The 23712-nt window shown below is 65.4% G+C and carries 20 protein-coding genes and 2 tRNA genes; 12 read left to right on the top strand and 10 right to left on the bottom strand.

What is annotated here, in order from left to right:
• Nucleotides 1–2: 2 nt before the first annotated feature.
• Together AC0WR5_RS08090 and AC0WR5_RS08085 are read right to left on the bottom strand one after the other, a co-directional pair.
• Complete coding sequence (locus tag AC0WR5_RS08090; protein ID WP_475868049.1) at nt 3–896, bottom strand: TRAP transporter small permease subunit; 894 nt, start codon at nt 894–896, stop codon at nt 3–5.
• Nucleotides 897–968: 72 nt separating this feature from the next.
• Entirely contained in the window at nt 969–2051 is a 1083-nt protein-coding gene (locus AC0WR5_RS08085; protein WP_475868047.1) for a TRAP transporter substrate-binding protein, read from the bottom strand.
• Nucleotides 2052–2340: 289 nt separating this feature from the next.
• Here AC0WR5_RS08085 and AC0WR5_RS08080 point away from each other — a divergent pair, with 289 nt between their 5' ends.
• From AC0WR5_RS08080 to ilvN, 6 genes are all read left to right on the top strand, one after another.
• Nucleotides 2341–3774 (top strand): cache domain-containing protein, encoded by a 1434-nt coding sequence (locus tag AC0WR5_RS08080; protein ID WP_475868045.1) that lies wholly within the window; start codon nt 2341–2343, stop codon nt 3772–3774.
• A gap of 20 nt (nt 3775–3794) precedes the next feature.
• A complete protein-coding gene (locus tag AC0WR5_RS08075) occupies nt 3795–4454 on the top strand; it encodes a response regulator transcription factor (RefSeq protein ID WP_475868941.1) in 660 nt (219 codons plus the stop codon).
• A 127-nt stretch (nt 4455–4581) separates the two neighbouring features.
• Nucleotides 4582–5496: a delta-class carbonic anhydrase gene (locus tag AC0WR5_RS08070; RefSeq protein ID WP_475868043.1), complete on the top strand. Its 915-nt coding sequence runs from the start codon at nt 4582–4584 to the stop codon at nt 5494–5496.
• Between the two features lie 407 nt (nt 5497–5903).
• Nucleotides 5904–7658, top strand: coding sequence for an acetolactate synthase 3 large subunit (locus AC0WR5_RS08065; RefSeq protein ID WP_475868042.1), 1755 nt, complete (start codon nt 5904–5906; stop codon nt 7656–7658).
• Nucleotides 7655–8206, top strand: coding sequence for an ion channel (locus AC0WR5_RS08060; RefSeq protein WP_475868040.1), 552 nt, complete (start codon nt 7655–7657; stop codon nt 8204–8206). The genes AC0WR5_RS08065 and AC0WR5_RS08060 overlap by 4 nt, the downstream gene beginning before the upstream one ends.
• Entirely contained in the window at nt 8203–8766 is a 564-nt protein-coding gene (gene ilvN, locus AC0WR5_RS08055) for an acetolactate synthase small subunit (RefSeq protein ID WP_475868038.1), read from the top strand. Before AC0WR5_RS08060 ends, ilvN begins: the two co-directional genes overlap by 4 nt.
• Nucleotides 8767–8867: 101 nt before the next feature.
• On the opposite strand, the gene AC0WR5_RS08050 is transcribed toward ilvN, so the two are convergent.
• Nucleotides 8868–9266 carry a hypothetical protein gene (locus AC0WR5_RS08050; protein WP_475868036.1) on the bottom strand — a complete coding sequence of 133 codons (399 nt, stop codon included), beginning with the start codon at nt 9264–9266 and terminating at the stop codon, nt 8868–8870.
• Nucleotides 9267–9496: 230 nt separating this feature from the next.
• On the opposite strand from AC0WR5_RS08050, the gene AC0WR5_RS08045 reads away from it, so the two are divergent.
• The gene (locus tag AC0WR5_RS08045; protein WP_475868034.1) at nt 9497–10330 is read left to right on the top strand and encodes a helix-turn-helix domain-containing protein; all 834 of its coding nucleotides are present in this window, start codon (nt 9497–9499) and stop codon (nt 10328–10330) included.
• 6 nt (nt 10331–10336) lie between these two features.
• Here the strand turns inward: AC0WR5_RS08045 and AC0WR5_RS08040 are convergent, their stop codons facing one another.
• Nucleotides 10337–11497 (bottom strand): pyridoxal phosphate-dependent aminotransferase, encoded by a 1161-nt coding sequence (locus AC0WR5_RS08040; protein ID WP_475868033.1) that lies wholly within the window; start codon nt 11495–11497, stop codon nt 10337–10339.
• Nucleotides 11498–11651: 154 nt separating this feature from the next.
• On the opposite strand from AC0WR5_RS08040, the gene AC0WR5_RS08035 reads away from it, so the two are divergent.
• The 3 genes from AC0WR5_RS08035 to AC0WR5_RS08025 all read left to right on the top strand — a co-directional run bounded on the left by AC0WR5_RS08035 (nt 11652) and on the right by AC0WR5_RS08025 (nt 14537).
• On the top strand, nt 11652–12914 hold the full coding sequence (locus AC0WR5_RS08035) for a M48 family metalloprotease (protein WP_475868031.1): 1263 nt from the start codon (nt 11652–11654) through the stop codon (nt 12912–12914).
• A gap of 121 nt (nt 12915–13035) precedes the next feature.
• Entirely contained in the window at nt 13036–13791 is a 756-nt protein-coding gene (locus tag AC0WR5_RS08030; RefSeq protein WP_475868030.1) for a DsbA family protein, read from the top strand.
• Nucleotides 13791–14537, top strand: coding sequence for a thioredoxin domain-containing protein (locus AC0WR5_RS08025; protein ID WP_475868028.1), 747 nt, complete (start codon nt 13791–13793; stop codon nt 14535–14537). The genes AC0WR5_RS08030 and AC0WR5_RS08025 overlap by 1 nt, the downstream gene beginning before the upstream one ends.
• Before the next feature lie 95 nt (nt 14538–14632).
• On the opposite strand, the gene ispG is transcribed toward AC0WR5_RS08025, so the two are convergent.
• The 3 genes from ispG to hemA form a co-directional block, all read right to left on the bottom strand.
• Entirely contained in the window at nt 14633–15763 is a 1131-nt protein-coding gene (gene ispG, locus AC0WR5_RS08020) for a flavodoxin-dependent (E)-4-hydroxy-3-methylbut-2-enyl-diphosphate synthase (protein ID WP_475868026.1), read from the bottom strand.
• A 369-nt stretch (nt 15764–16132) separates the two neighbouring features.
• On the bottom strand, nt 16133–17428 hold the full coding sequence (locus AC0WR5_RS08015; protein ID WP_475868024.1) for a helix-turn-helix domain-containing protein: 1296 nt from the start codon (nt 17426–17428) through the stop codon (nt 16133–16135).
• A 784-nt stretch (nt 17429–18212) separates the two neighbouring features.
• On the bottom strand, nt 18213–19436 hold the full coding sequence (gene hemA / locus AC0WR5_RS08010) for a 5-aminolevulinate synthase (protein ID WP_475868022.1): 1224 nt from the start codon (nt 19434–19436) through the stop codon (nt 18213–18215).
• Nucleotides 19437–20195: 759 nt separating this feature from the next.
• On the opposite strand from hemA, the gene AC0WR5_RS08005 reads away from it, so the two are divergent.
• Nucleotides 20196–21578: a M20/M25/M40 family metallo-hydrolase gene (locus AC0WR5_RS08005; protein ID WP_475868021.1), complete on the top strand. Its 1383-nt coding sequence runs from the start codon at nt 20196–20198 to the stop codon at nt 21576–21578.
• A gap of 114 nt (nt 21579–21692) precedes the next feature.
• Entirely contained in the window at nt 21693–22100 is a 408-nt protein-coding gene (locus AC0WR5_RS08000; RefSeq protein ID WP_475868020.1) for a hypothetical protein, read from the top strand.
• Nucleotides 22101–22449: 349 nt separating this feature from the next.
• Here AC0WR5_RS08000 and AC0WR5_RS07995 read toward each other — a convergent pair.
• The 3 genes from AC0WR5_RS07995 to AC0WR5_RS07985 form a co-directional block, all read right to left on the bottom strand.
• Nucleotides 22450–22526: transfer RNA gene (locus AC0WR5_RS07995), tRNA-Asp, on the bottom strand.
• A gap of 206 nt (nt 22527–22732) precedes the next feature.
• A tRNA-Asp gene (locus tag AC0WR5_RS07990) sits at nt 22733–22809 on the bottom strand.
• Between the two features lie 194 nt (nt 22810–23003).
• On the bottom strand, nt 23004–23702 hold the full coding sequence (locus tag AC0WR5_RS07985; RefSeq protein WP_475868018.1) for a TetR/AcrR family transcriptional regulator: 699 nt from the start codon (nt 23700–23702) through the stop codon (nt 23004–23006).
• Between the last annotated feature and the right edge of the window lie 10 nt (nt 23703–23712).

Below are 23712 nucleotides of genomic sequence, written 5' to 3'. Positions count from 1 at the left end.
CCTTAATGTGTGCCTTCGTAGGCTTCTTCCCCGGCGCCGAGAGTGTCTCGGTCGAGGTACTTGCCTTCGGAGTCCTCGCCTTCCACGAACTCGAGGTACGAGCGGTAGAAGAAGGCGATGGCCTGGATGAAGACCAGGGCGACGAAGCACAGGATGAGGATCTTGAAGAGAAAGTAGGCGTTGAAACCATCCGGGCTGAAGCCGATGGTCTCGACGTTCCATTTGACGATGCGCGACTTGCGCATCAGCATCTCCAGCTGGTCACTGGCCGAAACCTTGGGCGTGATCAGGTGGCGCCAGAGGAAGTACCAGGAGTACATCCAGGCGATGGTTGCGACGGGGATCATGAAGAAGAGCGATCCGAACATGTCGATCACCTTCTTGGTGCGGAACCGGACCGGGGCATAGATCAGGTCGACGCGCACGTGCCCGCCCTGCACGAAGGTGTAGCTGACGCAGAGCGCCACCACGACGGCGTTCCACAGCTTCAGCCCCTCGCTGAACCAGCCGACGGACTGGGTAAAGCCGACGCCGAAGGGCGAGATGGTGATTTCGCCCATGCGGAAGATCGCCTGCGCGAAGACCACCAGGATCTGCTGGCCCACCATGATCAGCCCGGCCCAGGCGGCTGTGCGCCCCACCACGTTGGCAAAGCCCTCCATGCCGCGCACGCAGCCCCACATGAAGGGGCGCCAGATCAAGCCGATGATCGTGAGGACAAGTACGATGTCGAAGACCGCAAAGAACAGCTCGACCGATCCGCCGTAGTAGATGAAGCGGATCAGGGATTCCTTGTCGGACCAGTCCAGCCACATCGACGGATGTGTCACCGCATAGGCGATGTGATAGAAACCCAACGCGATCTGGGTCACCAGCCAGGTGAGACCGTTCAGCATCGCTTCCCCCTTTTCGCAAAGGGCTGCACATCAATTGCGATGCACAGCCCGTTGTTATCGTTATGGTATTTCTTAGCCGTTCACGCGGTTCCGCTGGGCGGTATAGGCGCTGTCGGAAACCGACATCCAACCGGAGGCGGATTTCATCGAGGCCTCAGCGCTCTCGCGGATGGCGGCAAAGATCTCGTCGTCCATGAAGCCGTCGAGCACCTCTTTCGAGGCCGAGCCATAGGCATCCCAGACCTCGTCGGGGAATTCCTGCACCTGGATCCCGGTGGAGCGCAGGCGATCCAGCGCCGGGCCGTTGTTGGCGATGAAGAGCGAGTAGTTGTGCTGATGCGCCTCGCCGGCCGCCACTTCGATGATCTTCTGCTGTGCCGGGGTCATGTTGTTGAAGACCTCGAGGTTGCAGGCCACCGAGAGCGCCGCGCCCGGCTCGTGGAACCCGGCCGGATAGTAGTTCTTGCAGACTTCCTGCAGGCCCAGCTTTTCGTCCGACCAGGGGCCGATCCATTCGGTGGCGTCGAGTGCCCCGGTCGAGAGCGCCTGGTAGATCTCGCCGCCCGGGATCACCTGCACCGAGGCGCCCAGCTTGGCCAGTGCCTGGCCGCCCAGGCCCGGCATGCGGAACTTCAGGCCCTTGAAATCGTCGACCGAAATGATCGGCTCGCGGAACCAGCCGCCGCCCTGCGCGGCCGTCTGACCGGCAAGGAAGCTCTTCAGGCCAAAGATCTCGCCAAGCTCGTGGTGCTTCTCCATGCCGCCGTTGGCATAGTACCAGGTCATCATTTCCGGCGCCGTCATGCCAAAGGGCACGGTGGTGAAATAGGCCCAGGCCGGATGCTGGCCGACAAAGTAGTAATCGGCCCCGTGGTACATGTCGGCCTGCCCCGAGGTCACGGCGTCAAAGACCTCCAGTGCGCCCACCAGTTCACCTGCCGCCTTGGCTTCCACGACGATCGAGCCGTCGGACATGTCGTTGACGTTGTTGGCGAAACGCTCGACGGAATCCCACACGCCGGCGAGGCCGCGCGGCCAGGTGGTGACCATGGTCAGCTTGACCTGGCCCTGCGCATAGGCCGGTGCGGCCAGCGTGGTGGCCGCAGCGGCCGAACCGCCCAGGGCGGACGTTTTCAGAAAGGAACGACGATCCATCAATATCTCCTCCGGTAGTGAGTGCCGCGAGGTCTCCCGTCCCCGCAGCGGATCGTTTCAGTGCAGGCGACACTACCGGCCGGGTTGCAGGCGCGAAATACCAAAGACTACGTAAATCGCCGGCCATTTTTGCGAAAATTACTATGTGAACGGGATTTATTGATCGAAATAACAACGAATTCTGCGCCGCGGCGACTGAATCCTGCGCCATTACCGAACCCGAAACGTTGCGCCTCTGCACACTCTCACATCTGGGAATCGCACCGTATGCCACCTAGAATGGTGTCCCATGGGCATCCTCACGCGGCGTCTCAACCTCTCTTACGGGCAGAAGCTCTTCCTGCTGGCCACCCTGCCGCTGATCCTCGCGGTGGGCGCAATTTCCGTGCTGGTCGCCGATCAGTCGCGCGCCCTCTCGGAACGCGAGATCGCGGCGCTGGAGCGGCAGATGATCGAGGCAAAGAAGGCCGAGCTGCGCAACTATGTCACCCAGGCCCGCAACGGGTTCAACTATGTCTACGGCATGGCCGGCCCCGACGACGCCGAGGCCCAGCAGCATGTGAAACAGATCCTCTCGGCCATGACATACGGCGACGAAGGGTTCTTCTTCGTCTACGATTACGACGGCAACAACCTGGTCTCGCCACGCCAGACCTGGATGATCAACAACAACTACTGGGATCTCGAGGACGGCGACGGCCGCAAGGTGGTGCAGGACTTCATCGAGACCGCCCGCGACGGCACCGGCTTCGTCACCCATCTCTGGCCGAAGCCCTCGACTGGCGAAGAGGCCCTGATGGTCTCCTACATCTCTCCCCTGCATTCCTGGAAATGGGCCATGGGCACCGGCGTCTTCATCGATGACGTGCTGGCCTCCACCGCCGCCGCCCGCGCCGACGTGGAAATGCGGGTGCGCCGCACCTTCCTCTACATCTCCGGGATCACGGCCGCGGCGCTGGTGCTGGTCTTTGCCTCCGGCATGCTGATCAACATCCGCGAGCGCCGTCTGGCCGACGCCAAGCTCAAGGAGCTGACCCAGCGGGTCTTCGATGCCCAGGAGGAGGAGCGCGGCCGCGTCGCGCGCGAGCTGCACGACGGCATCAGCCAGCTGCTCGTCGGTGTCCGCTATGCCCTCGACAGCGCCCGCCGCCGCTATGCCGCCGGCGATCCGCGCGCCGCCGAGACCCTCGAACGCGGCACCGAGGGCCTGAGCGAGGCGATCCAGGAGGTGCGCCGCATCAGCCGCGACCTGCGCCCAGGGGTGCTCGACGATCTCGGCCTCGGGCCCGCTCTCAAGGCGCTGGTCGAGGATTTCGGCGCCAGAACCGGCATCGAAACCGAGTTCACCACGGTCGTCTTCCGCAACCGGCTGGACAACGACACCAAGATCTCGCTCTATCGCATTGCCCAGGAGGCGCTGACCAACGTCGAGCGCCACTCCGGTGCCAGCCACCTGGCGATGGACCTGCGCGGCCGGCCCACCGGCGCCACGCTGCGGATCACCGACAACGGCTGCGGCTTCGAGCCGGCACCGGGCACGGCGGGCAGCGGCACCGGCATCGGCCTGCGCAACATGCAGGAACGCGTCGAACAGCTCGAGGGCACGCTGCGCATCACCTCGGGCAAGGGCGGCACCACGATCGAGGTCACGGTGCCCCTGAAACATATCATCGACCCTTCCGCCACCGCGCCGAAGGGGACCACCGGAAAGGAACGTGCATGACTGAACGCTCTCCCGCCGCCATGTCGCCCGACGTCATCCCTCCTGCCGCCCCGGTGCGCGTCGCCATCGTCGACGATCACCCGATGGTGGCCGACGGGATCGAGGCGATCCTGGAGAGCTTCGACGACCTCTCGGTGGTGGGCACCTATCGCAACGGGCGCGAGATCATCGCCGCCGTGCCGGAGGTGCAGCCCGACGTGATCCTGCTCGATCTCAACATGCCAGAGATGGGCGGGCTGACCGCCTGCGAGATCCTTCTGGAGAACCACCCCGACCTGCGCATCCTGATCCTGTCGATGCACGACAGTCCCGAATACATCTCTACCGCCCTCGATCATGGCGCCATGGGCTATGTCCTCAAGGACGTGCCGACCGATGCGATCAAGTCCGCCATCGACGCGGTCATGGCCGGCGAGCGCTATCTCTGCACCGGCGCGCAGGGCAGCCTGGCGCCGCAGACCGGAGGTTCTCACCTGACCAACCGCGAACAGACGATCCTGCTGCAGCTGGCGCAGGGCAAGTCGAACAAGGAAGTGGCCATCGCCCTCGACATCTCCGTGCGCACGGTCGAGACGCACCGCAAGAACATCAAGAAAAAGCTCGGCATTTCTTCCACTGCCGGGCTGACCCGCTATGCCATGGAACATGGCGTGCTTCAGGGCACCGGGCGGACGTTCTGACGTCTTGCCAAGACCTTGCACGTTAAAGTTGATGCATTAACCCTGGCCTTGGAAAGCCTGCACCGGGAAACCCGGGCGAAAGGCCCATGGCCTAGGAAGGAGCCACCCCAAAGGAGGTTCTTCCGCCATGCCCAGTCGTTCCATGCCCTCGCTCGGCCTGCCCGCCCTGGCGGCCCTGTCCATGCTTGCCGCCGGCCCGGCACCGGCCACCGATGCCGCGGCGCCTTTCGTTCCGCATGCCGATCTCGCGCGGCTTGTCCGCGCCTCGGCCGATGCCGGCAGTGGCCATTCCACTGCCCAGCGGACGGGCCGTGCAGGGCCGCTCTGCCTCGGCTTCGGGCCGCAGACGCCGCGCGACATCAGCGAACATGCCGGCGCCAACCTGATCACCTTTCCCATGGCGCCGCCGCCCGAACAGATGAACCTGTGCAACATCCACACCCATACCAACGCCGAGCACAAGGGCCCCGGCTTCTCAATCCTGTCCCATGACCGCGACAAGGGTGGCTACAAGTGCAACGGCACCGACGAGCTGACCGAGGCGGAACTGACCGATCCCACCGGCGGCCACGGCGCCTATCACAACGTCAGCCCCGGCGACACGATCGAGGTGCACTGGGTCTATTCCTCATGTCAGGTCGAGCCGGGCAACGGCCTGGGCTCCTGCCTCTCCGATGCCTGCACCAACCCCACGCTTCGGGTGGAGAGCCAGGTCTTCCTGGTGGTGAACGATCCCGAGGCGCTGGATTTCGCGCTTTTCGACTACGGCGGCGGCTTCCTCGCCGGCCACCCCCAGCCGCATTCCCTGCCCGCGGGCACCGGCGATCCGGTGCAATTTCTCGGCTCGACCACCGGCACCTCCTACAATCAGACCGTCTGTTCGCCCTTCCAGGTCACCTGGTCGGTGCGGCCCAATTGTGCAAAGCTCAATATCGCCTCGCTGGATCGCTGGGCGCGGCAGGGCAATATCTTCGGCGAGGATCACTCGCACGGGGTGCGCGAACTGGTCACCGCCCCCGAGCTGCTTGCGCCCATGCACTGATCCGGAAACGCGCCGCATAACCCTGCGTGCCTCTGTCGTGCCCTTCGCAGGGGGCGGGATTCGCCATTTTGCGCCGTCGCGGCGCAGTTATGGCAAAGACACTGACTTATCCGCGCAATTTTCGAAAAGAAAATCCGCCCCCGGCGACATTTTTACGCCGGAATAGCGGTTGACCTTGTCCGGATCAGCCCATATCAACCCTGTGCAGAATGAAGGAGCCTCGGGGAATGCTGTCCGCAATGACCTCCCTAGTAATTATCGTAGGAGAAAGGCGCATGGGCCGGTAATCGCCGGAAACCCTATCAGGACCCCATGCGCCCCCGGAATGAACCCCGGGGGCTTTTTGTTTGCAAAGCGAAGTCGCCGACGCTCAGATCAAACCGCGCGGCATGAAACGGAGAAATCAGATGGCACGTCAGATGACAGGTGCGAAAATGGTGGTTCAGGCCCTCAAGGAACAGGGCGTGGACACGGTATTCGGCTATCCGGGCGGTGCCGTCCTGCCGATTTATGACGAGATCTTCCAGCAGAACGACATTCGTCACATCCTGGTCCGCCACGAACAGGGCGCAGTGCACGCCGCCGAGGGCTATGCCCGCTCCACCGGCAAGCCGGGCGTCGCCCTCGTCACCTCCGGCCCCGGTGCCACCAATGCGGTTACCGGGCTGACCGATGCGCTGCTCGACTCGATCCCGATCATCGTGCTCTCCGGCCAGGTGCCCACCTTCATGATCGGCACCGATGGCTTCCAGGAGGCCGATACCGTCGGCATCACCCGCCCCTGCACCAAGCACAACTGGCTGGTCAGCGACACCGAGGACCTCTCTGCCACCATTCACAAGGCCTTCCACGTCGCCACCACCGGCCGCCCCGGCCCGGTGCTCATCGACATCCCGAAGGACGTGCAATTTGCCACCGGCACCTATTCAGAGGCGCCGAAGAAGACCTCCTATCGCTACAACCCGCCGGTCAAGGGCGACATGGAGGCCATCACCGAGCTGGTCGCCGCGCTCGAAACCGCCAAGCGGCCGATCTTCTATACCGGTGGCGGCGTGATCAACTCCGGCCCCGCGGCAAGCCAGCTCCTGCGCGAGCTGGTCGAGGCCACCGGCGCGCCGATCACCTCGACACTGATGGGCCTCGGCGCCTATCCGGCCTCGGGCAAGAACTGGCTCGGCATGCTCGGCATGCACGGTCTCTACGAGGCCAACATGGCCATGCACGACTGCGACCTGATGATCTGCGTCGGCGCCCGCTTCGACGACCGGATCACCGGCCGCACCGATGCCTTCTCGCCCCATTCGGTCAAGGCGCATATCGACATCGATCCCTCCTCGGTGAACAAGGTCATTCATGTCGACATCCCGATCATCGGCGATGTCGCCCATGTGCTCGAGGACATGCTGCGCCTGTGGAAGGCACGCGGCCGCAAGATCAACCGCGAGGCGATGGAGAAATGGTGGCTGCAGATCGGCGAATGGCGTGACGTCAAATGCCTGACCTACAAGTCCGATTCCAAGATCATCAAGCCGCAGTACGCGCTCGAGCGCCTCGAGGCCCTGACCAAGGGGATGGATCGCTACATCACCACCGAGGTCGGCCAGCACCAGATGTGGGCGGCGCAGTTCCTGCACTTCGAGGATCCGAACCGATGGATGACCTCCGGCGGCCTCGGCACCATGGGCTATGGTTTCCCCGCCTCCATCGGCGTGCAGATGGCGCATCAGGATGCGCTGGTGATCAACGTCGCCGGCGAGGCCTCCTGGCTGATGAACATGCAGGAGATGGGCACCGCGGTGCAGTTCCGCCTGCCGGTGAAGCAGTTCATCCTGAACAACGAGCGCCTCGGCATGGTCCGCCAGTGGCAGCAGCTGCTGCACGGCGAACGCTACTCGCACTCCTGGTCCGAGGCCCTGCCCGATTTCGTCAAGCTCGCCGAGGCCTTCGGTGCCAAGGGCATCATCTGTTCCGATCCCGCCGACCTCGACGATGCGATCATGGAAATGATCAACCATGACGGCCCGGTGATCTTCGACTGCCTCGTCGAGAAGCACGAGAACTGCTTCCCGATGATCCCCTCGGGCGAGCCGCACAACAAGATGCTGCTTGGCGACGCCTCCACCAAGGACGCGATCAAGGCCGGGGGGGCCGTCCTGGTTTGACCGAGCGCGGGGCAAAGCACGGTTTCGCGAAACCCGGCGAAGAGGGCAACTTCCTGCTGCGCAAGCGGGTGGCCCTCGGCCTCGTCGTCGGGCTGACCCTGCTCGCCATCGTCAACTACCTGCGGCTCTCCATCGATGCCGCCTCCGACGACATGAGCGTGGTCGCCGCCTGGATCTCCCTCGCCGTGGCGGTGGTCTCGATCCTGTTCTGCTACTACGCGCTCTTTGGCAACTGGCGCCGGCGGCGCAGCGGAACCGTGGCCCAGCTCGCCATCGCGGTGCTGACCCTGGTGATCACCCCGCTGCAATTCGCGGTCATCTTCACGGTGATCAACGAACATGCCGTCTGCCTGCCCACCGACCCGCCGCCAACCGGCGGATCGACCGCCTATTTCGCCTATGTCACCTTCACCACGCTGGGGTATGGCGACATCGCTCCTCTGGGGATCTGTCGCGGCATCGCCGCCGCCACGGCCCTCACCGGATACATCACGCTCGGGGCCTTCATGGGTATCCTGATGCAGCAATCGGGAGATGCGGAAAAATGAACGCACTTCATCTGAAAAAAGGCTCGACCAAGCATTCGGCCTACAACCTCCGCCCGACCTTCTCCGACGAGGTCGAACAGCACACCCTCGCGGTCCTGGTGGACAACGAGGCGGGCGTCCTGGCGCGGGTGATCGGCCTGTTCTCCGGTCGCGGCTACAACATCGACAGCCTGACCGTGGCCGAGGTGGACCATACCGGCAAGCGTTCGCGGATCACCATCGTGACGCGCGGCACGCCCCATGTGATCGAGCAGATCAAGGCACAGCTGGGCCGCATCGTGCCCGTGCACACCGTCAACGACCTCACGGTCGAGGGCCCCAGCGTCGAGCGGGAACTGGCCCTGATCAAGGTTGCCGGCACTGGCGACAAGCGCGTCGAGGCCCTGCGCCTTGCCGACATCTTCCGGGCCAAGGTGGTCGATTCCACCCTCTCCAGCTTCGTCTTCGAGCTGACCGGCACCCCAGACAAGATCGACGCCTTCGCCGACCTCATGCGCCCGCTGGGCCTGGCCGACATTGCCCGCACGGGCGTTGCCGCCCTCTCCCGTGGCGAGGACTGATACCGGCATTAGCCAGATCACATTCCGGCATTAGAAAAAGTGAAAGGCCGCGCCCTCCCCGGCGCGGCCTTTGCCATTCCTTCTCCTCCGGGAACCGGCAGTCAGCCGGTTCCGCCGGCGCGACGCACCATGGGTTCGTCTTGGGCCACCCGCGGGAAAGGCACCACGACGCCCCCCTCAACCGGTGCAGAATGCCGGGCGCGGCTCTCGCGCGTATCACGTCTGTTGCGCGCCCGGGCGGCCTGCCCTGCTTCCTGCAGCCGCTCCGCCAGCGACGGCGAATGCCGTTCGGCCAGCAGGCGCGGATTGCTCGCAACACGCATGTTCCCTTCAAGTTTCAGGTCGAACTGAACCAGGTCACCCGAGGACAGCCTCTCGCGCTGTCCGGTGACATCAGAGAAGGCCCCTCCGGCCGGAAGATAGGCCAGGTCGCCCTGGTCTTCGCACCACACAACAGTGCTGCCGTCTTCTGCAGCACTCCAGAGCACAATACCGAACATCAGCTCCTCCCCTTTGCCTCGGTGTTGCCCACCCCGCAACGGGTGGTTCTCAATAATGTATTGTCACACGGCCCAATCCGCATCCACATGACTGAATTTGTGTCGAACGGCAGAAATTGTGACGCCAATTAGCAACAAGCGTGACGTCATTTGGCGCCAAACTCTGGATTTCCCCTGAAACTTGCGAGAGCCTCGAAAACGGCGAACAACTCAAAGGATACCTTCCCCGGATGCCCTCCCAGTCAGCCCGCCCGACGCTGGATCCGAATCCCACCGAGCTGCGCAATATCTTCGGCGCCAACCTGCGACGTCTCAGCCAGCGGTTCGCCTCGATCTCGAGCCTCTGCCGCGAGCTCGGCATCAATCGCACCCAGTACAACCGCTATCTTTCGGGCGAGAGCTTTCCGCGGCCCGACGTGCTGCACCGGATCTGCCAGTTCTTCGGCACCGACGCGCGAATCCTGCTCGAACCGGTGGAACAGATCATGCCCGCGGGGCAGGAGCTGCTCAACCACCCCGAGCTTGCGCCCTTCCTCGGGAAATATGCCACGAATTTCGACGAGAGTCTCTTTCCGCCCGGGTTCTACCGCTTTACCCGCCGCAGTTTCGTCGACAACAGCCGCGCGGTCATGGGCCTGGTGCATGTCTACCGGGCCGACGGCTATACCTTCCTGCGCGGATACGAGGCCCGCGAGGCGATGGAACAGCAGGGGCTCTCGGCCTCGCCCGCCTCGCGCGAATTCCGCGGCGTGGTCATGGCGCTCGAGGATGGCGTGGCGCCGCTGATCTCGCGCCGCGGCGCCGTCACCTGCACCTTCAACTTCCTCGCCCGCGTCGCCGCCTTCGATCAGAATTTCTGGGAGGGCTATGCCGCGCGTACGATCCGCGAGGCCATCGGCGGCCAGCGCGCCAACCGCACCGTCTACGAGCGGCTGGGGCACCTCTCCATCCCCGACGAACGGGCCCGCGTCATGGCAACGGCGCGCAGCGCGGGCCTCATCCCGATCGATGACATCCCGCCCTATCACCGCCGCCTGCTGCGGCTGCATCACCCCTTCCGCTAGGCCGGTTCAGGCGCGCGCGGCCTCGGCGCGTTCCGCCATGAAGCGCTTGAGCCGCGCAAGCCCCTCCTCGATGTCCGCGGTGGCGCGGGCATAGGAAAACCGCAGCGTGCCGCTACCGCGGGTCTTGTCGAAATCGTGGCCCGGCGTCACCGCCACGCCCGCCTGCTCGAGGATCTCGCGGGCAAAGGCCAGCGAATCCGTGGTCAGGTCACGCACATCGGCATAGATGTAGAAGCCCCCGTCGGGCGGCGCGATTCGGGTGAACCCGGCCTGCGGCAGCCCCTCCAGCAGCAGCGCCCGGTTGCGCGCATAGACGGCCAGGTTCTCCTGCAGCTCGTCGCGACAGTCGATCGCCGCCAGCGCAGCCACCTGGCTCGCCGTGGGGGCACAGATGAACATATGCTGGGCAATGCGTTCCACCCGCCGCACGTGGTCCTCCGGCACCACCATCCAGCCCACGCGCCAGCCGGTCATGCTGAAGTACTTGGAGAAGGAGTTGATGACATAGAGATCGTCGCTCAGCTCCAGCGCGCTCACCGCCCGCTTCTCGTAATGCAGCCCGTGATAGATCTCGTCCGAGATCAGGCTGATGCCCTCCTCGGCACAGGTCTCCACGAGGTCGCCGAGCGCCGCCCGCGACAGCATCGTGCCGCTGGGATTGCCCGGAGAGGCCACCATCAGCCCGTCGAGGCCGCGTCCCTTCAGATCGGACGGCACCGGCTGATAGCGCGCCTCGGGCGAGGTCTCGATGATCTCCGGGGTCAGGTCCATCGCCTTCAGCAGCTGCAGATAGCTCGGATAGCCCGGCGCGCCGATGCCCACCTTCTGCCCCGCGTCAAAGAGCGAGGTGAAGCTCAGCAGGAAGCCCGCAGACGACCCCGTGGTCACCACCACCCGCTCCGGATCCAGGTCCACGTCGTACCATTCACCATAGAGCTTCGCGATGCGCTCGCGCAGCGGCGGGATGCCCAGGGTCAGGGAATAGCCCAGCGATTTTTCCTCCAATGCCCCGGCCAGCGCGCGCCGCGCGCCCTCCGGTGCTGGGGTCCCCGGTTGGCCGACTTCCATGTGGATGATCCTGTGCCCCTCCGCCTCCAGTTCGGCGGCCCGGGACATCACATCCATCACAATGAAGGGATCGACCTCTCCGCGGCTTGAAACTCGCATGTGCTTCTCCGACAGTGATTTCGCTCAGGGACGCTTTCATCAGCCAAAGGTCACGACGTCAATGCGTGGAGGAATCTTAACGCCGTGGAGCCAGGTGCGCCTGCGCACAGTTTTGGCAGCATTCCTCGTTCTGCTGGCATTTCCCGCACAGGCCGTGTCGCTTTTGCGCGATCCGGATGTCGAAAACGCGCTAAATCGCCTTGCAAAGCCCATCCTGAATGCCGCCGGTCTCTCCACTGCGACAAAAATTCTCGTGGTGGATTCCGACACGATGAACGCCTTCGTCATCGACCGCACCGCCATCTACCTGCACGCCGGGCTGATCATCCGCGCCGGTTCCGCCGAAGAGCTTCAGTTCGTCATCGCCCACGAGGCCGCGCATATCCTGAACGGCCACCTCGAGCGGCGCGCCCTCAATGCCGCCTCGGCCGGGCGCATCGCCAATATCGGCATGGCGCTGGCCGTGGCCGCCGCCGCCGGCACCGGCCAAGGAGAGCTCGCCGCCGCCGGCATGGGCATCGCAAGTTCGGCCCAGGGCGCCTTTCTCAGCTACACCCGCGCCGAGGAGAGCAGCGCCGACCTCTCCGCCATCCGCACCATGGCCTTTGCCGGCGTCGGCACCCAGGGCGCGGTCGACATCACCCAGAGGCTGGCCAATCAGGTCAATGGCGTCGAGAGCAACATCAACGCCTATGCCCGCGCCCATCCCCTCACCACCGACCGCCTGCGCGCCCTGACCGAGCTTGCCGATCGCTATGGCCGCGCGCCCAAGATCCCGCAGACGGAAAACGCCTACTGGTTCGACCGCGCGCAGGGCAAGGTTTCCGCCTTCCTGCGTCCGCCCGCCTGGACAGAGGCCCGCGCCGATCGCTCGCTCACCCCCGATATCGCTCTGATGCGGCGGGCCGTGGCGCACCACCGCAACGCAGACTGGCGCGGCGCCGTGGCCCTGATGGACCAGGCGCTCGCCGCCCGCCCCGACGATCCCTACTACTACGAGCTCAAGGGCCAGATCCTGCTCGAGGGCCGGCAGTTCGCCGCCGCCGAGGCCGCCTATCGCCAGGCCGAGGCGCTTTCGCCCTATGACACGCTGATCCTGGCCTCGCTCGGCCATGCGCTGGTGGTCCAGGGTGGCACCGGTCGCCTGAACGATGCCGTGGCCCTGCTCGAACGCGCCCGGATCTACGATTACGGCAACCGCATGGTGCTGCGCGATCTCGGCTCGGCCTATGCCCAGCTGGGCCAGCCGGGACAGGCTGCCCTGGCCACGGCAGAGAGTTACGCCCTCGCGGGCGACATGGACAATGCCGCCATCCAGGCCGGGCGCGCCGCAGGCCTGCTCTCCGCGGGGTCACCGGACTGGCAGCGCGCCCAAGATGTGCTGAATGCGGCTGACACCGCCCGGGCCAGGCGTTAGCATCGCCCGAAACCAGACACCGGCGGTCCCTCCCCGGCCCGCCCCCTGCCGCCCCGGCACCCCCTTTCAGCGCCCGCACCGCCGGGCCGGACACTCCGGGATCGAAAACAAGGAGATCTCCATGCCCAAGCCCCTTCGCAAGCTGCTGCTGGCCGGCGCCGCGGCCCTCGCGCTCGCCCCCACCGTGCCCCAGATCGCCAGCGCCGACATGAGCGAGACCGACCGCGACGAGTTCCGGGACGAGGTCCGCGACTATCTCCTCGACAACCCCGAGGTCATCGTCGAGGCGCTCCAGGCCTATCAGAACCGCCAGGCCCAGGCCGAGGCACAGGCCGATGTCGACCTGGTGCGCGCCAATGCCGATCAGCTCTTCGACGACGGCTTCTCCTGGGTCGGCGGCAATCCCGATGGCGATGTCACCGTGGTGGAATTCATGGATTACCGCTGCGGTTACTGCCGCAAGGCCTTTGACGAGGTCGAACAGCTGATCAGCACCGATGGCAACATCCGCTTCGTGCTCAAGGAGTTCCCGATCCTGGGCGAGGATTCCGTTTCCGCCTCGCGGCTGGCCATCGCTACCCGTCAGCTCGAGGGCGACGAGGCCTACAAGGCCATGCACGACGCGCTGATGACCTATACCGGCGGCTTCGACGAGGTCTCGATGAACCGCCTGATCAGCGGCCTCGGCTATGATCCCGCCCCGATCATCGCCCGCATGGACAGCGACGACGTGACCGAGGTCATCGCCCGCACCCATCAGCTGGCCCAGCAGCTGCAGATCTCCGGCACCCCGACATTCGTCATGGGCGACCAGATGCTGCGCGGCTACGTGCCCCTCAACGGCATGAAACAGATCGTCTCCGAGGCCCGCAGCTGATGCTGCGCTCTCCTGCCGTCCTGGCGCTCCTGCTGCTGCCCTTCGCGGCCTCGGCCGAGGGCGACTGGCGGCAGGCCATGAAGGAGAACCCCTCCCTCTTCAACGAGGAACTCCGGATGCTCTTCCTGGATCAGCCGGAGATCCTCGCCAGCGCCCTCGACCAGGCCCGCGCCGCCGAGATGGAAGACCGTCTCGCGGCCGCCTGGTCGCCTCTGCAGACCGAGATCGAGACCGACCTCGCGCGGATCGAGGCCAATGCCGCCCGGCTCTTTGCCGTTACGGCGCAGGGTTTCGGAAGCGGTGACGGCCCCGCCGCGATCACCCTCTTCTCCCGCCTCGGCTGTACGCCCTGCGCCCGCGCCGAGGACGAGCTGCAGCAGATGGCCGCCCGCGACAGCGGCCTTCGGGTCGAGCTCCGCTCGACCTCCACCGCGCTGCCCGATCGCCTGGCCTATGTCATCGCCCGCGACACCGGCCCCGAGGCCGCCGCCGAATTCCGCCGTGCCGTCGACGCCATGCCGGTCGATACCGATGCGCTGCTAGACCGGGAAATGACCCGCCTCGGCGTCGAACCCGCCCGCGCCCGTGCCGCCGCCGACACCCCCGAGGTGCAAGCCGCCCTCGCCGATCAGGCAGATCTCTTCACCGGGATGGGCCTCGATACCGCGCCTTCCTACGTGCTGCCGACGATGCTCATCCGCGGCCGGATGCCCGCCATCGTGCTGCAGAAATACCTGGCGCCCTAGAAATACCTGGCACCTTTTGCCCCGGCTCCGCTCCCCGAACGCAAACGGGCCGGGCACATGGCCCGACCCGTGCAAATCTGCCTCGCAGGTGGCGCCTATTCCGCCGCCTGCGCCTCCACCTTGCCATCCTCGATGGCCTGGGCGCGCTTTTCGACCTCTTCCACGATGTGGTCGATCATCTGCGCGTTGCTCATCTTGTGGCTGGCCTTGCCCGCCAGGTAGACCATGCCGCTGCCCGCGCCGCCGCCGGTAAAGCCGACGTCGGTCATCAGCGCCTCGCCCGGCCCGTTCACCACGCAGCCGATGATCGACAGGCTCATCGGCGTCTTAATGTGCTCGAGCCGCTTCTCCAGCGTCTCGACCGTCTTGATCACGTCGAACCCCTGCCGCGCGCAGCTCGGGCAGGAAATGATGTTCACGCCGCGGTGCCTAAGGCCCAGACCCTTCAGGATCTCGTAGCCCACCTTCACCTCCTCCACGGGATCGGCAGAGAGGCTCACGCGCAGCGTGTCGCCGATCCCCATCCACAGCAGGTTGCCCATGCCGATAGCACTCTTGATCGTGCCGCTCATCAGCCCGCCGGCTTCGGTGATGCCAAGATGGATGGGCGCATCGGTCTGCTCTGCCAGCATCTGGTAGGCCGCCGCCGCCATGAAGACGTCAGAGGCCTTCACGCTGATCTTGAATTCGTGAAAATCGTGGTCCTGCAGGATCTTAATGTGATCCAGGCCCGATTCCACCATCGCGTCCGGGCAGGGCTCGCCGTATTTCTCCAGCAGGTGCTTCTCCAGGCTGCCGGCGTTCACGCCGATCCGGATCGAGCAATTGTGGTCCTTCGCCGCCCGGATCACCTCGGCCACGCGCTTCTCGTCGCCGATGTTGCCCGGGTTGATCCGCAGGCAGGCCGCGCCGGCCTCGGCGGCCTCGATCCCGCGCTTGTAGTGAAAGTGGATGTCCGCAACGATCGGCACCGGGCTCTCCCGGCAGATCTCCTTCATCGCCTTGGCACTCGCCTCGTCCGGCACCGACACCCGCACGATATCCGCGCCGGCCTCGGCCGCGCGGATCACCTGGCCCAGGGTGCCCTTCACGTCGGTGGTCACCGTATTGGTCATCGTCTGGACGGAAATCGGCGCACCGCCCCCCACGGGCACGTTGCCCACCATGATCTGCCGGCTCTTGCGACGATCGATGTTGCGCCAGGGACGAACGGGATTGTGAGACATGAACAGACCTCTCTTGCGGCGCTTGAAACAGGTGGCGCCCGCGCACTGGATAACGCCTGCTTCGCCCGAGGGCAATCACCGCCCCGCGCAGCCCCGCCCATGCTGCCCCCTGGCCACCTCGCCGCAAACCACCCGACAGGCCCCGTCCCCGGCCTCCCCGTCATCTGGCCATAAATATCCCGGGGGAGCGCCGCAGGCGCGGGGGCAAAGCCCCCGCCCCCTCTCCCTTGTCGCCCGCCGGCGACGGAGGGCAGAGCGCAGAGCCTTGGCATACCCTCTCGGGCCCCGCACGCCGCATCGGCCACGAAAAAACCCGGCTGCCGAGGCAGCCGGGTTTCCCCAAATCCATCCTGCGCCCGCGCGCCGGAGTCACTCGGCCGGTGGCACCTGGTCGATCTCGGCCTGGGCCACGGAATAGACGCGCTCCGCTTCCGGATCGAGCGTCAGGTCGGCCAGCTGGTAGGACTTCTTCAGGTCATCGACCGAGAGCGCCACGTTGCGCACCACGCCGGTGCCCTTGCCCGCCGGGCCATAGAGCGCTCCATCCACCTCGAAGTAGACCGAGCCCGACATGCCCGCACGCAGGGTCGGCGCCTCTTCGGTCTTCGGCAGCTGATAGCTCTCGCCGGCATCCAGCGTCTTTTCGAACAGGATCGTGCCATCGGCGCTGCGCACCCTCACCCAGGCGGGGCGCACGGCAAAAAGGTTCACGCCCGGCTTGGCCTTGGCCACCACCTGCGGCACCGTCGGCGTGGCCTCGCCCGTCGATCCGTCCAGCCCCAGCGCCATCGCCACGGCGCGGTCCTCGCTGCTCTCGCCGTCCGTGCCGGGCGCCATCGGGGTCAGGTTGCCGGTATCGGCCATGTAGGTGCCCACCTGCGACGGGTTAAGCGTCGAGATCGGGGCATCGCGCGACACCACCACCGGCACGTCAAGTGCCTTGGGCCGATAGAGACGGTCCACAGCATCGCGCGGCGGGCTGAAGACGCCGGCGGCCTGCGCGGCACCGCCCTGCGGCACCGGATCCTCGACCACGCGGGTCACACCGGCCAGCGGGTCCAGGTCGGCCATGACGTCGGGGGTGTTCTCCACCGGGGCGAACTGCACGCGCTGGATCTCGTTCAGCACCGCATAGCCGCCATAGGCCAGCCCGCCGATCAGCGCCAGCAGCACCAGGCCGGAGCCGATCGCGGCCGGCTCGACGCGGCTGAACATGCTCTCGCCGGCGGGAATGAAGGGGGTATTGGGCGAGGTGAAGGGATCACGTTCGGCCTTGGCGGCCCTGGCCGACCTGCGCCGGCCGGTGAACTCGTCCTCGTGCTTGCGCGAGGAGGCCTGCGCCGACATGCCATGGGCGGTGGTAAAGCCGCTTTCGGCACAAAACTGGGCATAGGTCCGGTCCGGGTCCATGCCCAGGTAGCGCGCATAGGAGCGCACGTAACCGGCGATGAAACCGGGGGTATCAAAGGCTTCCGGGTCGCAGTTCTCGATCGCGGCAATGTAGTTTGCCTTGATCCGCAACTCGCGCTGAACGTCGAGCAGGGACTTGCCCAGCGTCGCACGTTCCCCGCGCATGACGTCCCCGAGCCTGATCTCGTAGTCGTCAAAGCTCTTCGGTTCCTGAGTTGCCTGGTCCCGGTCAGGCTTGCCCTTCCGACGCATCATGTCGCTGCCCCATTTGCGATAGAGTGACCCGAACCTTCCCCCGATTCGAGTCCTCCTCTTTGTTTCGGAGACGTTACCACACTTCAAGGAAAATTGCTTAAAACGCTGATTTGCCGTGAACCTTAAGCGTCATATCGCCAGTGGGACCGCGCAGCGGCGCGTCTTTTCGCCCAGCTTTCGCTGGGGCCCAACTGACACTTGCATGAGGGTCCAAAGCACCTGCCGCGCTCGTCAGCCTTCCGGTATTGCCGACCGGTCCGCGCCGTTCCCTGCCGGGGCCCTCCCCGACCGGCGTCATGATCCGCTCCGCGGCCTTGCCGCTCCCGCCATTCCCCGCCGTTTCCCGGCTGTCGCGGGGCCGGCGGTCGTTCCGCCCCGTGCCGGTCCCGTGCGGGTCCGGTCCGGGCCCCTGCATCAGATGCCGGGCCCGAGCCATTGCCTGATCGTCCGTGATGTGACCTCTGTGGCCCGCGCGCCGGCTGTCCCGCGCGCCTGTGCCGGCTCTCTTCCGCCCCGCCTGCGGGGCACCGGCGACGGCCGAAAAGCCGTCCGAACGATGTCAAGACTCTCTCAATCCGCGGTTAACGAGTGGTTAATATCCACAGGTGACCTGCCGTGATTTTTAAGATAATTTCCGGGGGGTTGACCGAAGATCACCGGCCTCGCCATCAGCCCGGGCACCGGTCCCGACCTGATGCATTCGCATCCGGCCCGGAACGCCCGGCGACACACCGCAGCGCGCCGGCCCCGAGAGGCCAGACCGCGCAGTCTCTTGACCCGTCTCTCAGCCCGCCATGTCCTGGCGGTTCAGCGCGCAATGCGACCAGAGCTTGTCCATGGCACGGATCAGCTTCTCGATCTCAAGCGGGCCATGCACCGGCGAGGGCGTGAAGCGCAGCCGCTCGGTGCCGCGCGGCACGGTGGGATAGTTGATCGGCTGCACGTAGATCCCGTGATCTTCCAGCAGCATGTCCGACAGCATCTTGGTGTGCACCGGGTTGCCCACGATCACCGGCACGATGTGGCTGCCATGATCGATGATCGGCAGGCCCATGCCCTTCAGGCGGGTCTTCAGGATCTTGGCGTTTTCCTGGTGCTTGTCGCGGATCCCCTGGTCGTGCTTCAGGTGCGCGATCGAGGCCGCGGCCCCCGCGGCCACCGTCGGCGGGATCGAGGTGGTAAAGATGAAGCCCGGCGCATAGGAGCGCACGGCGTCACACATCTTGGCGCTGGCGGCGATATAGCCACCGAAGACGCCAAAGGCCTTGCCCAGGGTGCCGTTGATGATGTCGATGCGATGCGCCAGGTGGTCACGCTCGCTCACGCCGCCGCCGCGCGGGCCATACATGCCCACCGCGTGCACCTCGTCGAGATAGGTCAGCGCGTTGAATTCGTCGGCCAGGTCGCAGAGCTCCTTGATCGGGCCGAAATCGCCGTCCATGGAATAGACCGATTCAAAGGCGATCAGCTTCGGCGCCTTGGGATCGTCGGCCTCCAGCAGCTCGCGCAGATGCGCCAGGTCATTGTGACGGAAGATGCGCTTTGCCCCGCCGTTGCGGCGGATGCCCTCGATCATCGAGGCATGGTTCAGCGCGTCGGAATAGATGATCAGCCCCGGGAACAGCTTCGGCAGGGTCGAGAGCGTCGCGTCGTTGGCTATGTAGGCAGAGGAGAAGACCAGCGCCGCTTCCTTGCCGTGCAGGTCGGCAAGCTCGGCTTCCAGGCGCTTGTGATAGAGCGTGGTGCCGGAGATGTTGCGCGTACCGCCGGAGCCGGCGCCGACCTCGTCGATGGCATTGTGCATCGCCTCGAGGACAACCGGGTGCTGCCCCATGCCAAGGTAGTCGTTGCCACACCACACCGTCACCGGCTGCTCCACCCCGTCGGGGCGGCGCCATGTCGCGTGCGGGAACTGTCCCTTGTGCCTCACGATGTCGATGAAGGTCCGATAGCGGCCTTCTTCGTGCAACTTGCCGATGGCCTGGTCCAGCTGGCTTTCGTATGTCACGGGCTAACTCTTTCTTCTCATTCACGCCTTGGGCGGGTCTGATCGGTCTAACATTCCATTCTCGGATTTGGAATGAAAATAAACCGCTCTGTTCGCTGCCTCAGACTATCCTTCTACCGGCTTCCGGCCTTGATTTCGGTCAATACGCGCACAGGAATTAACCTGATTTGCGTAAAATGTGCCGAATTCAGCGCCAAACCTCAATTCCTCACCCCGGTTCCAGTTTATTACTTTACGGGACGGCACCTGGCGACCCATCCTGTAACCAGAAGTTGAAGATATTTTTATCCAGTCATTGAACTGACCAGAGCCTTTCTCAAAAAGCCCCGTCTTCCCCCTGGAAGGCGGGGCCTTTTTTACTTATGCTCATGCCCCCAGCGGTTCCACCCCAAAATGGGCCCTCAAATGTGACCTTGCGCCGCACCTTTGAAACAAGGATTTTTTTCCCGTTTTCCAAGGATTTCTCAAGGATCTGCACCAGCCGGGTGCCGATCGCGGGCCAAAACCCGGCCTCTGCGGCCCCGCCTGTCGCACCTCCGCATCGCGCCGCGCTACAGACTCACGGCCCTCGCACGGCCCTTCCGGCGGGGGAATCGGCGCTGCAGCGCAGCATGCCCCCCCCCCCCCCGCCCCTGCGACGGGCGGCTTCCGACAGGCCACCTTCCCACAGGCCCGCCCCCGCAAACGCGCTCTCTGGACACGGGCGCCGCCGGTGCTACGGTCGCGCCTGACCGAAAGACGCTACTGACAGGAGCCGCCATGTCCCTCGCCCCCGTTCTCGCAGAGCTCGATTCCGGGCTGCCCCGCGCCCTCGAACGCCTGATGGAGCTGCTGCGCATTCCCTCGATCTCCACCGATCCCGCCTACAAGGCCGAATGCGACACCGCCGCCGACTGGCTGGTGGCCGACCTCAAGAGCTTCGGCGTCGACGCCAGCAAGCGCCCGACCCCGGGCCACCCGATGGTTGTGGGTCATGTCGAAGGCCCCGAGGGCACGCCGCACGTGCTCTTCTACGGCCATTACGACGTGCAGCCGGTCGATCCGCTGAACCTGTGGAACGCCGATCCCTTCGATCCCAAGCTGGAAGAAACGCCGAAGGGCAAGGTGATCCGGGGCCGCGGCACCGCCGACGACAAGGGCCAGCTGATGACCTTCGTCGAGGCCTGCCGCGCCTGGAAGAAGGTCAACGGCGCCCTGCCCTGCTCCATCACCTTCTTCTTCGAGGGCGAGGAGGAGAGCGGCTCGCCCTCCCTCATCCCCTTCATGAAGGAGAACGCCGAGGAGCTGAAGGCCGACATCGCGCTGATCTGCGACACCGGCCTCTTCGATCCGCAGACCCCGGCCATCACAACGATGCTGCGCGGCCTGCTGGGCGAGGAGATCACCATCAAGGCCGCCGACAAGGACCTGCACTCCGGCATGTTCGGCGGCATCGCGATGAACCCGATCCGCGTGCTGGCCGACATCATCGATGCGCTGCACGACGAGCACGGCCATGTCACCGTGCCGGGCTTCTATGACGGCGTGCCCGAGATCGACCCCGAGATCATGGCGCAATGGCAGGGGCTCGGCTTCGATGCCGCGGGCTTCCTCGGCGGCGTCGGCCTCTCGGTGCCCGCCGGCGAAGAGGATCGCACGCCGCTCGAGATGATCTGGTCGCGGCCCACCTGCGAGGTGAACGGCATCTGGGGCGGCTACACCGGCGCCGGCTTCAAGACGGTGCTGCCCGCCGAGGCCCATGCCAAGCTCTCGTTCCGCCTCGTCGGCACCCAGGATCCGCTGAAGATCCGCGAGAGCTTCCGCGCCATGGTCAGATCCATGCTGCCCGCCGATGTCGAGGTGGAGTTCAAGGACCATTCCTGCTCGCCGGCGGCACAGATGGCCACCGACGACCCCAAGTTCGAACAGGCGCGACAGGCGCTCTCGGATGAATGGCCCCGGCCGGCGGCCTTCGTGGGCTGCGGCGGTTCCATCCCGATCGCCGGCTACTTCAAGACCTATATCGACATGGATTCCATGCTGATCGGCTTCGCCAACGAGGACGACCAGATGCACTCGCCCAACGAGAAATACGATCTTAACTCTTTCCACGCAGGAATGAGGAGCTGGGCCCGCGTGCTGGACGCGTTCTCCCGGGGCTGAGCCCGCCAATCGCGGGATGGCCCTAGGGGGCCGTCCCGATCCGCAGGTCCGCCCGGCCTGCCCGCCGCCCTGATGCGCCGGCCACTGCCGGCCCTTGCGTTTCAGGAGGTGCCCATGGCGCTGAACATCGAGGAAGAGATCGACGCGCGCATTGCCGCGATGGAAGCCGAACCCCAGGCCTCCACCCCCTCTTCCGAGGTCCGGCGCGAGATCCTCTTCATCAACGACACGATCCACACCACCGGAGCCGAGAGCCGCGAGGGCGTCCGCGGTCTCGCCCAGATCGAAGTCTACGGAATCGCCACGCCCAACAGCAACGTCGCGCGCGGCATCATCCGCTTTCGCCCCCGGCCCGAGCTGCGCCCCCCCTACTTCAAGGAAGCCGATCAGACGATCCGTCTCTGGCTCGACATCGCGCACCTGAATCATGTCTCGATGCAGCTGACCCACCGCAAGCGCTGGCTCTGGATCGGCATCTGGCCCGACGGCTATACCTACGCCGACCTGCACAGCCGCCCCTAGGCCCCCGCGCCCGGGCCTCCCCTTCCTGCAATCGCATCACCCGGAGGGGGCTCTGCCCCCGCCGCGCTGGCGCGCGCCTCCCCCGGGATATTTATGACCAGATGACGAGGGAGCCGTGACGCTCCTTCATCTGGCCGGAAATATCCCCGCCGGAGGCTTCGGGCTGCGCCCCGCGCGGCCCGAAATCATGGCCGTTCCGCACCGTCGCGATACCGACGCGATACCGACGTAATACCGACGTTGGAATCCGGCCTTTTCAGGCACTTGCAGATATTCTTTTCCTGGAATTCGAGTACGCCCTCGATGACCCTGGAACAGGGTGTCACGTCATCGATGAAGGGGGAGAAAGTGGCGCGGTTGACGGGGCTCGAACCCGCGACCCCCGGCGTGACAGGCCGGTACTCTAACCAACTGAGCTACAACCGCGCGTGAGGGGGTGAATAAGGGGAGGCGGCTGTGCCGTCAATCGGAAAATCGCCCGAATTCGCGTTTTTGCGACAAAACCATGACCGGGGATGAAACGGCGTTGAAACGGGCCCTGAAGGGGTTTTTCTCCCCCGGCGGGGGCCCTCCGGGACAGGCCCCGAACAGCAAAAAAGCGCCCCCTGAGGGGCGCTTTTTCTGTACAGCAGTGGCGCGGTTGACGGGGCTCGAACCCGCGACCCCCGGCGTGACAGGCCGGTACTCTAACCAACTGAGCTACAACCGCGCTCTTGCTGTGGAGGGGGTTCTATGGTGCTGACCCGGGGCCGTCAAGCAGGAAAAACACCTTTTCTGAAATTTGCCGAAAATCTCGTGTTTTCAGCCGGTTGACCCCGCGTCGCGGCCCTTTGCCCCGCCACGCCCCGGGATCCACCCTCCGGTTTGGCGGGAAGTGATCCGTCCCGGCATGTCCCGGCGCCCTCAGAGCGCTCCGGGCCCCCGCAGCACGCCCATCACCGCGTTTCGCTGCATCGCGATCATGGCCTCGCGGTCATCGGGCAGCATGGGCCCGCCCCCCATCTGCTTGCGCATGGAGATCAGGATGATCAGCTGCAGCCCATGCTGCAGCCGCGTCCCGACCGGCGGCGCGATCTCGTCGCCGAACTCCGCCATCAGGCGCCGGACCAGCTCGCCACCTGCCCGCTCGGTCAGCGCATAGAGACGTTCCCAGATCTCGTGGTCGCGGTGCGCCAGCTCCTCGGCCGCCCGATAGACGCCGATGTTCCTGGCCATCAGGTCGATCGTCGCGCCGATGATCCGGCTGATCGCCCCCTCGAGGCCCCCCTGCTCCTCGCGGCTGATCGAGACCCCACGCACCGCGCTGTCGATCTCCTCGCCGTAGCGGTCCAGCATGACGTGGAACACGCCCTCCTTGTCGACGAACCGGTGATAGAACGAGCCCGTCGAACAGCCCGAGAGCCGGATGATGTCCGAGACCTTGGTGGCGTGGAAACCGTGTTCGGCGAACAGGGTTTCGCTTGCGGCAAGGAACTTCCTTTCCGTTTCCAGGCTGCGTTTCTGGCGTGCCGGTCGATAATTCCTTGGTGATCCGCCCGCTGATGCGTCCAGCGTGGCAGGTGTCGCATCCCCTGCGTTGTCGACCTCTACCGATCGGCCCATTACCCAACTC

It is taken from the genome of Pseudooceanicola sp. DL12, from assembly GCF_056270665.1.
This window is presented reverse-complemented; position numbering and strand designations above follow the sequence as displayed.

Excerpts from the sequence above, each read along its gene's own strand:
- AC0WR5_RS08075 (WP_475868941.1), top strand. The coding sequence starts at position 3,795 with ATGTCGCCCGACGTCATCCCTCCTGCCGCCCCGGTGCGCGTCGCCATC.
- AC0WR5_RS08015 (WP_475868024.1), bottom strand. The coding sequence starts at position 17,428 with ATGATGCGTCGGAAGGGCAAGCCTGACCGGGACCAGGCAACTCAGGAA.
- AC0WR5_RS08085 (WP_475868047.1), bottom strand. The coding sequence starts at position 2,051 with ATGGATCGTCGTTCCTTTCTGAAAACGTCCGCCCTGGGCGGTTCGGCC.
- AC0WR5_RS08070 (WP_475868043.1), top strand. The coding sequence starts at position 4,582 with ATGCCCAGTCGTTCCATGCCCTCGCTCGGCCTGCCCGCCCTGGCGGCC.
- AC0WR5_RS08050 (WP_475868036.1), bottom strand. The coding sequence starts at position 9,266 with ATGTTCGGTATTGTGCTCTGGAGTGCTGCAGAAGACGGCAGCACTGTT.
- AC0WR5_RS07985 (WP_475868018.1), bottom strand. The coding sequence starts at position 23,702 with ATGGGCCGATCGGTAGAGGTCGACAACGCAGGGGATGCGACACCTGCC.
- AC0WR5_RS08005 (WP_475868021.1), top strand. The coding sequence starts at position 20,196 with ATGTCCCTCGCCCCCGTTCTCGCAGAGCTCGATTCCGGGCTGCCCCGC.
- ilvN (WP_475868038.1), top strand. The coding sequence starts at position 8,203 with ATGAACGCACTTCATCTGAAAAAAGGCTCGACCAAGCATTCGGCCTAC.
- AC0WR5_RS08080 (WP_475868045.1), top strand. The coding sequence starts at position 2,341 with ATGGGCATCCTCACGCGGCGTCTCAACCTCTCTTACGGGCAGAAGCTC.
- AC0WR5_RS08045 (WP_475868034.1), top strand. The coding sequence starts at position 9,497 with ATGCCCTCCCAGTCAGCCCGCCCGACGCTGGATCCGAATCCCACCGAG.
- AC0WR5_RS08040 (WP_475868033.1), bottom strand. The coding sequence starts at position 11,497 with ATGCGAGTTTCAAGCCGCGGAGAGGTCGATCCCTTCATTGTGATGGAT.
- AC0WR5_RS08030 (WP_475868030.1), top strand. The coding sequence starts at position 13,036 with ATGCCCAAGCCCCTTCGCAAGCTGCTGCTGGCCGGCGCCGCGGCCCTC.
- AC0WR5_RS08065 (WP_475868042.1), top strand. The coding sequence starts at position 5,904 with ATGGCACGTCAGATGACAGGTGCGAAAATGGTGGTTCAGGCCCTCAAG.
- AC0WR5_RS08090 (WP_475868049.1), bottom strand. The coding sequence starts at position 896 with ATGCTGAACGGTCTCACCTGGCTGGTGACCCAGATCGCGTTGGGTTTC.
- AC0WR5_RS08000 (WP_475868020.1), top strand. The coding sequence starts at position 21,693 with ATGGCGCTGAACATCGAGGAAGAGATCGACGCGCGCATTGCCGCGATG.
- ispG (WP_475868026.1), bottom strand. The coding sequence starts at position 15,763 with ATGTCTCACAATCCCGTTCGTCCCTGGCGCAACATCGATCGTCGCAAG.
- AC0WR5_RS08025 (WP_475868028.1), top strand. The coding sequence starts at position 13,791 with ATGCTGCGCTCTCCTGCCGTCCTGGCGCTCCTGCTGCTGCCCTTCGCG.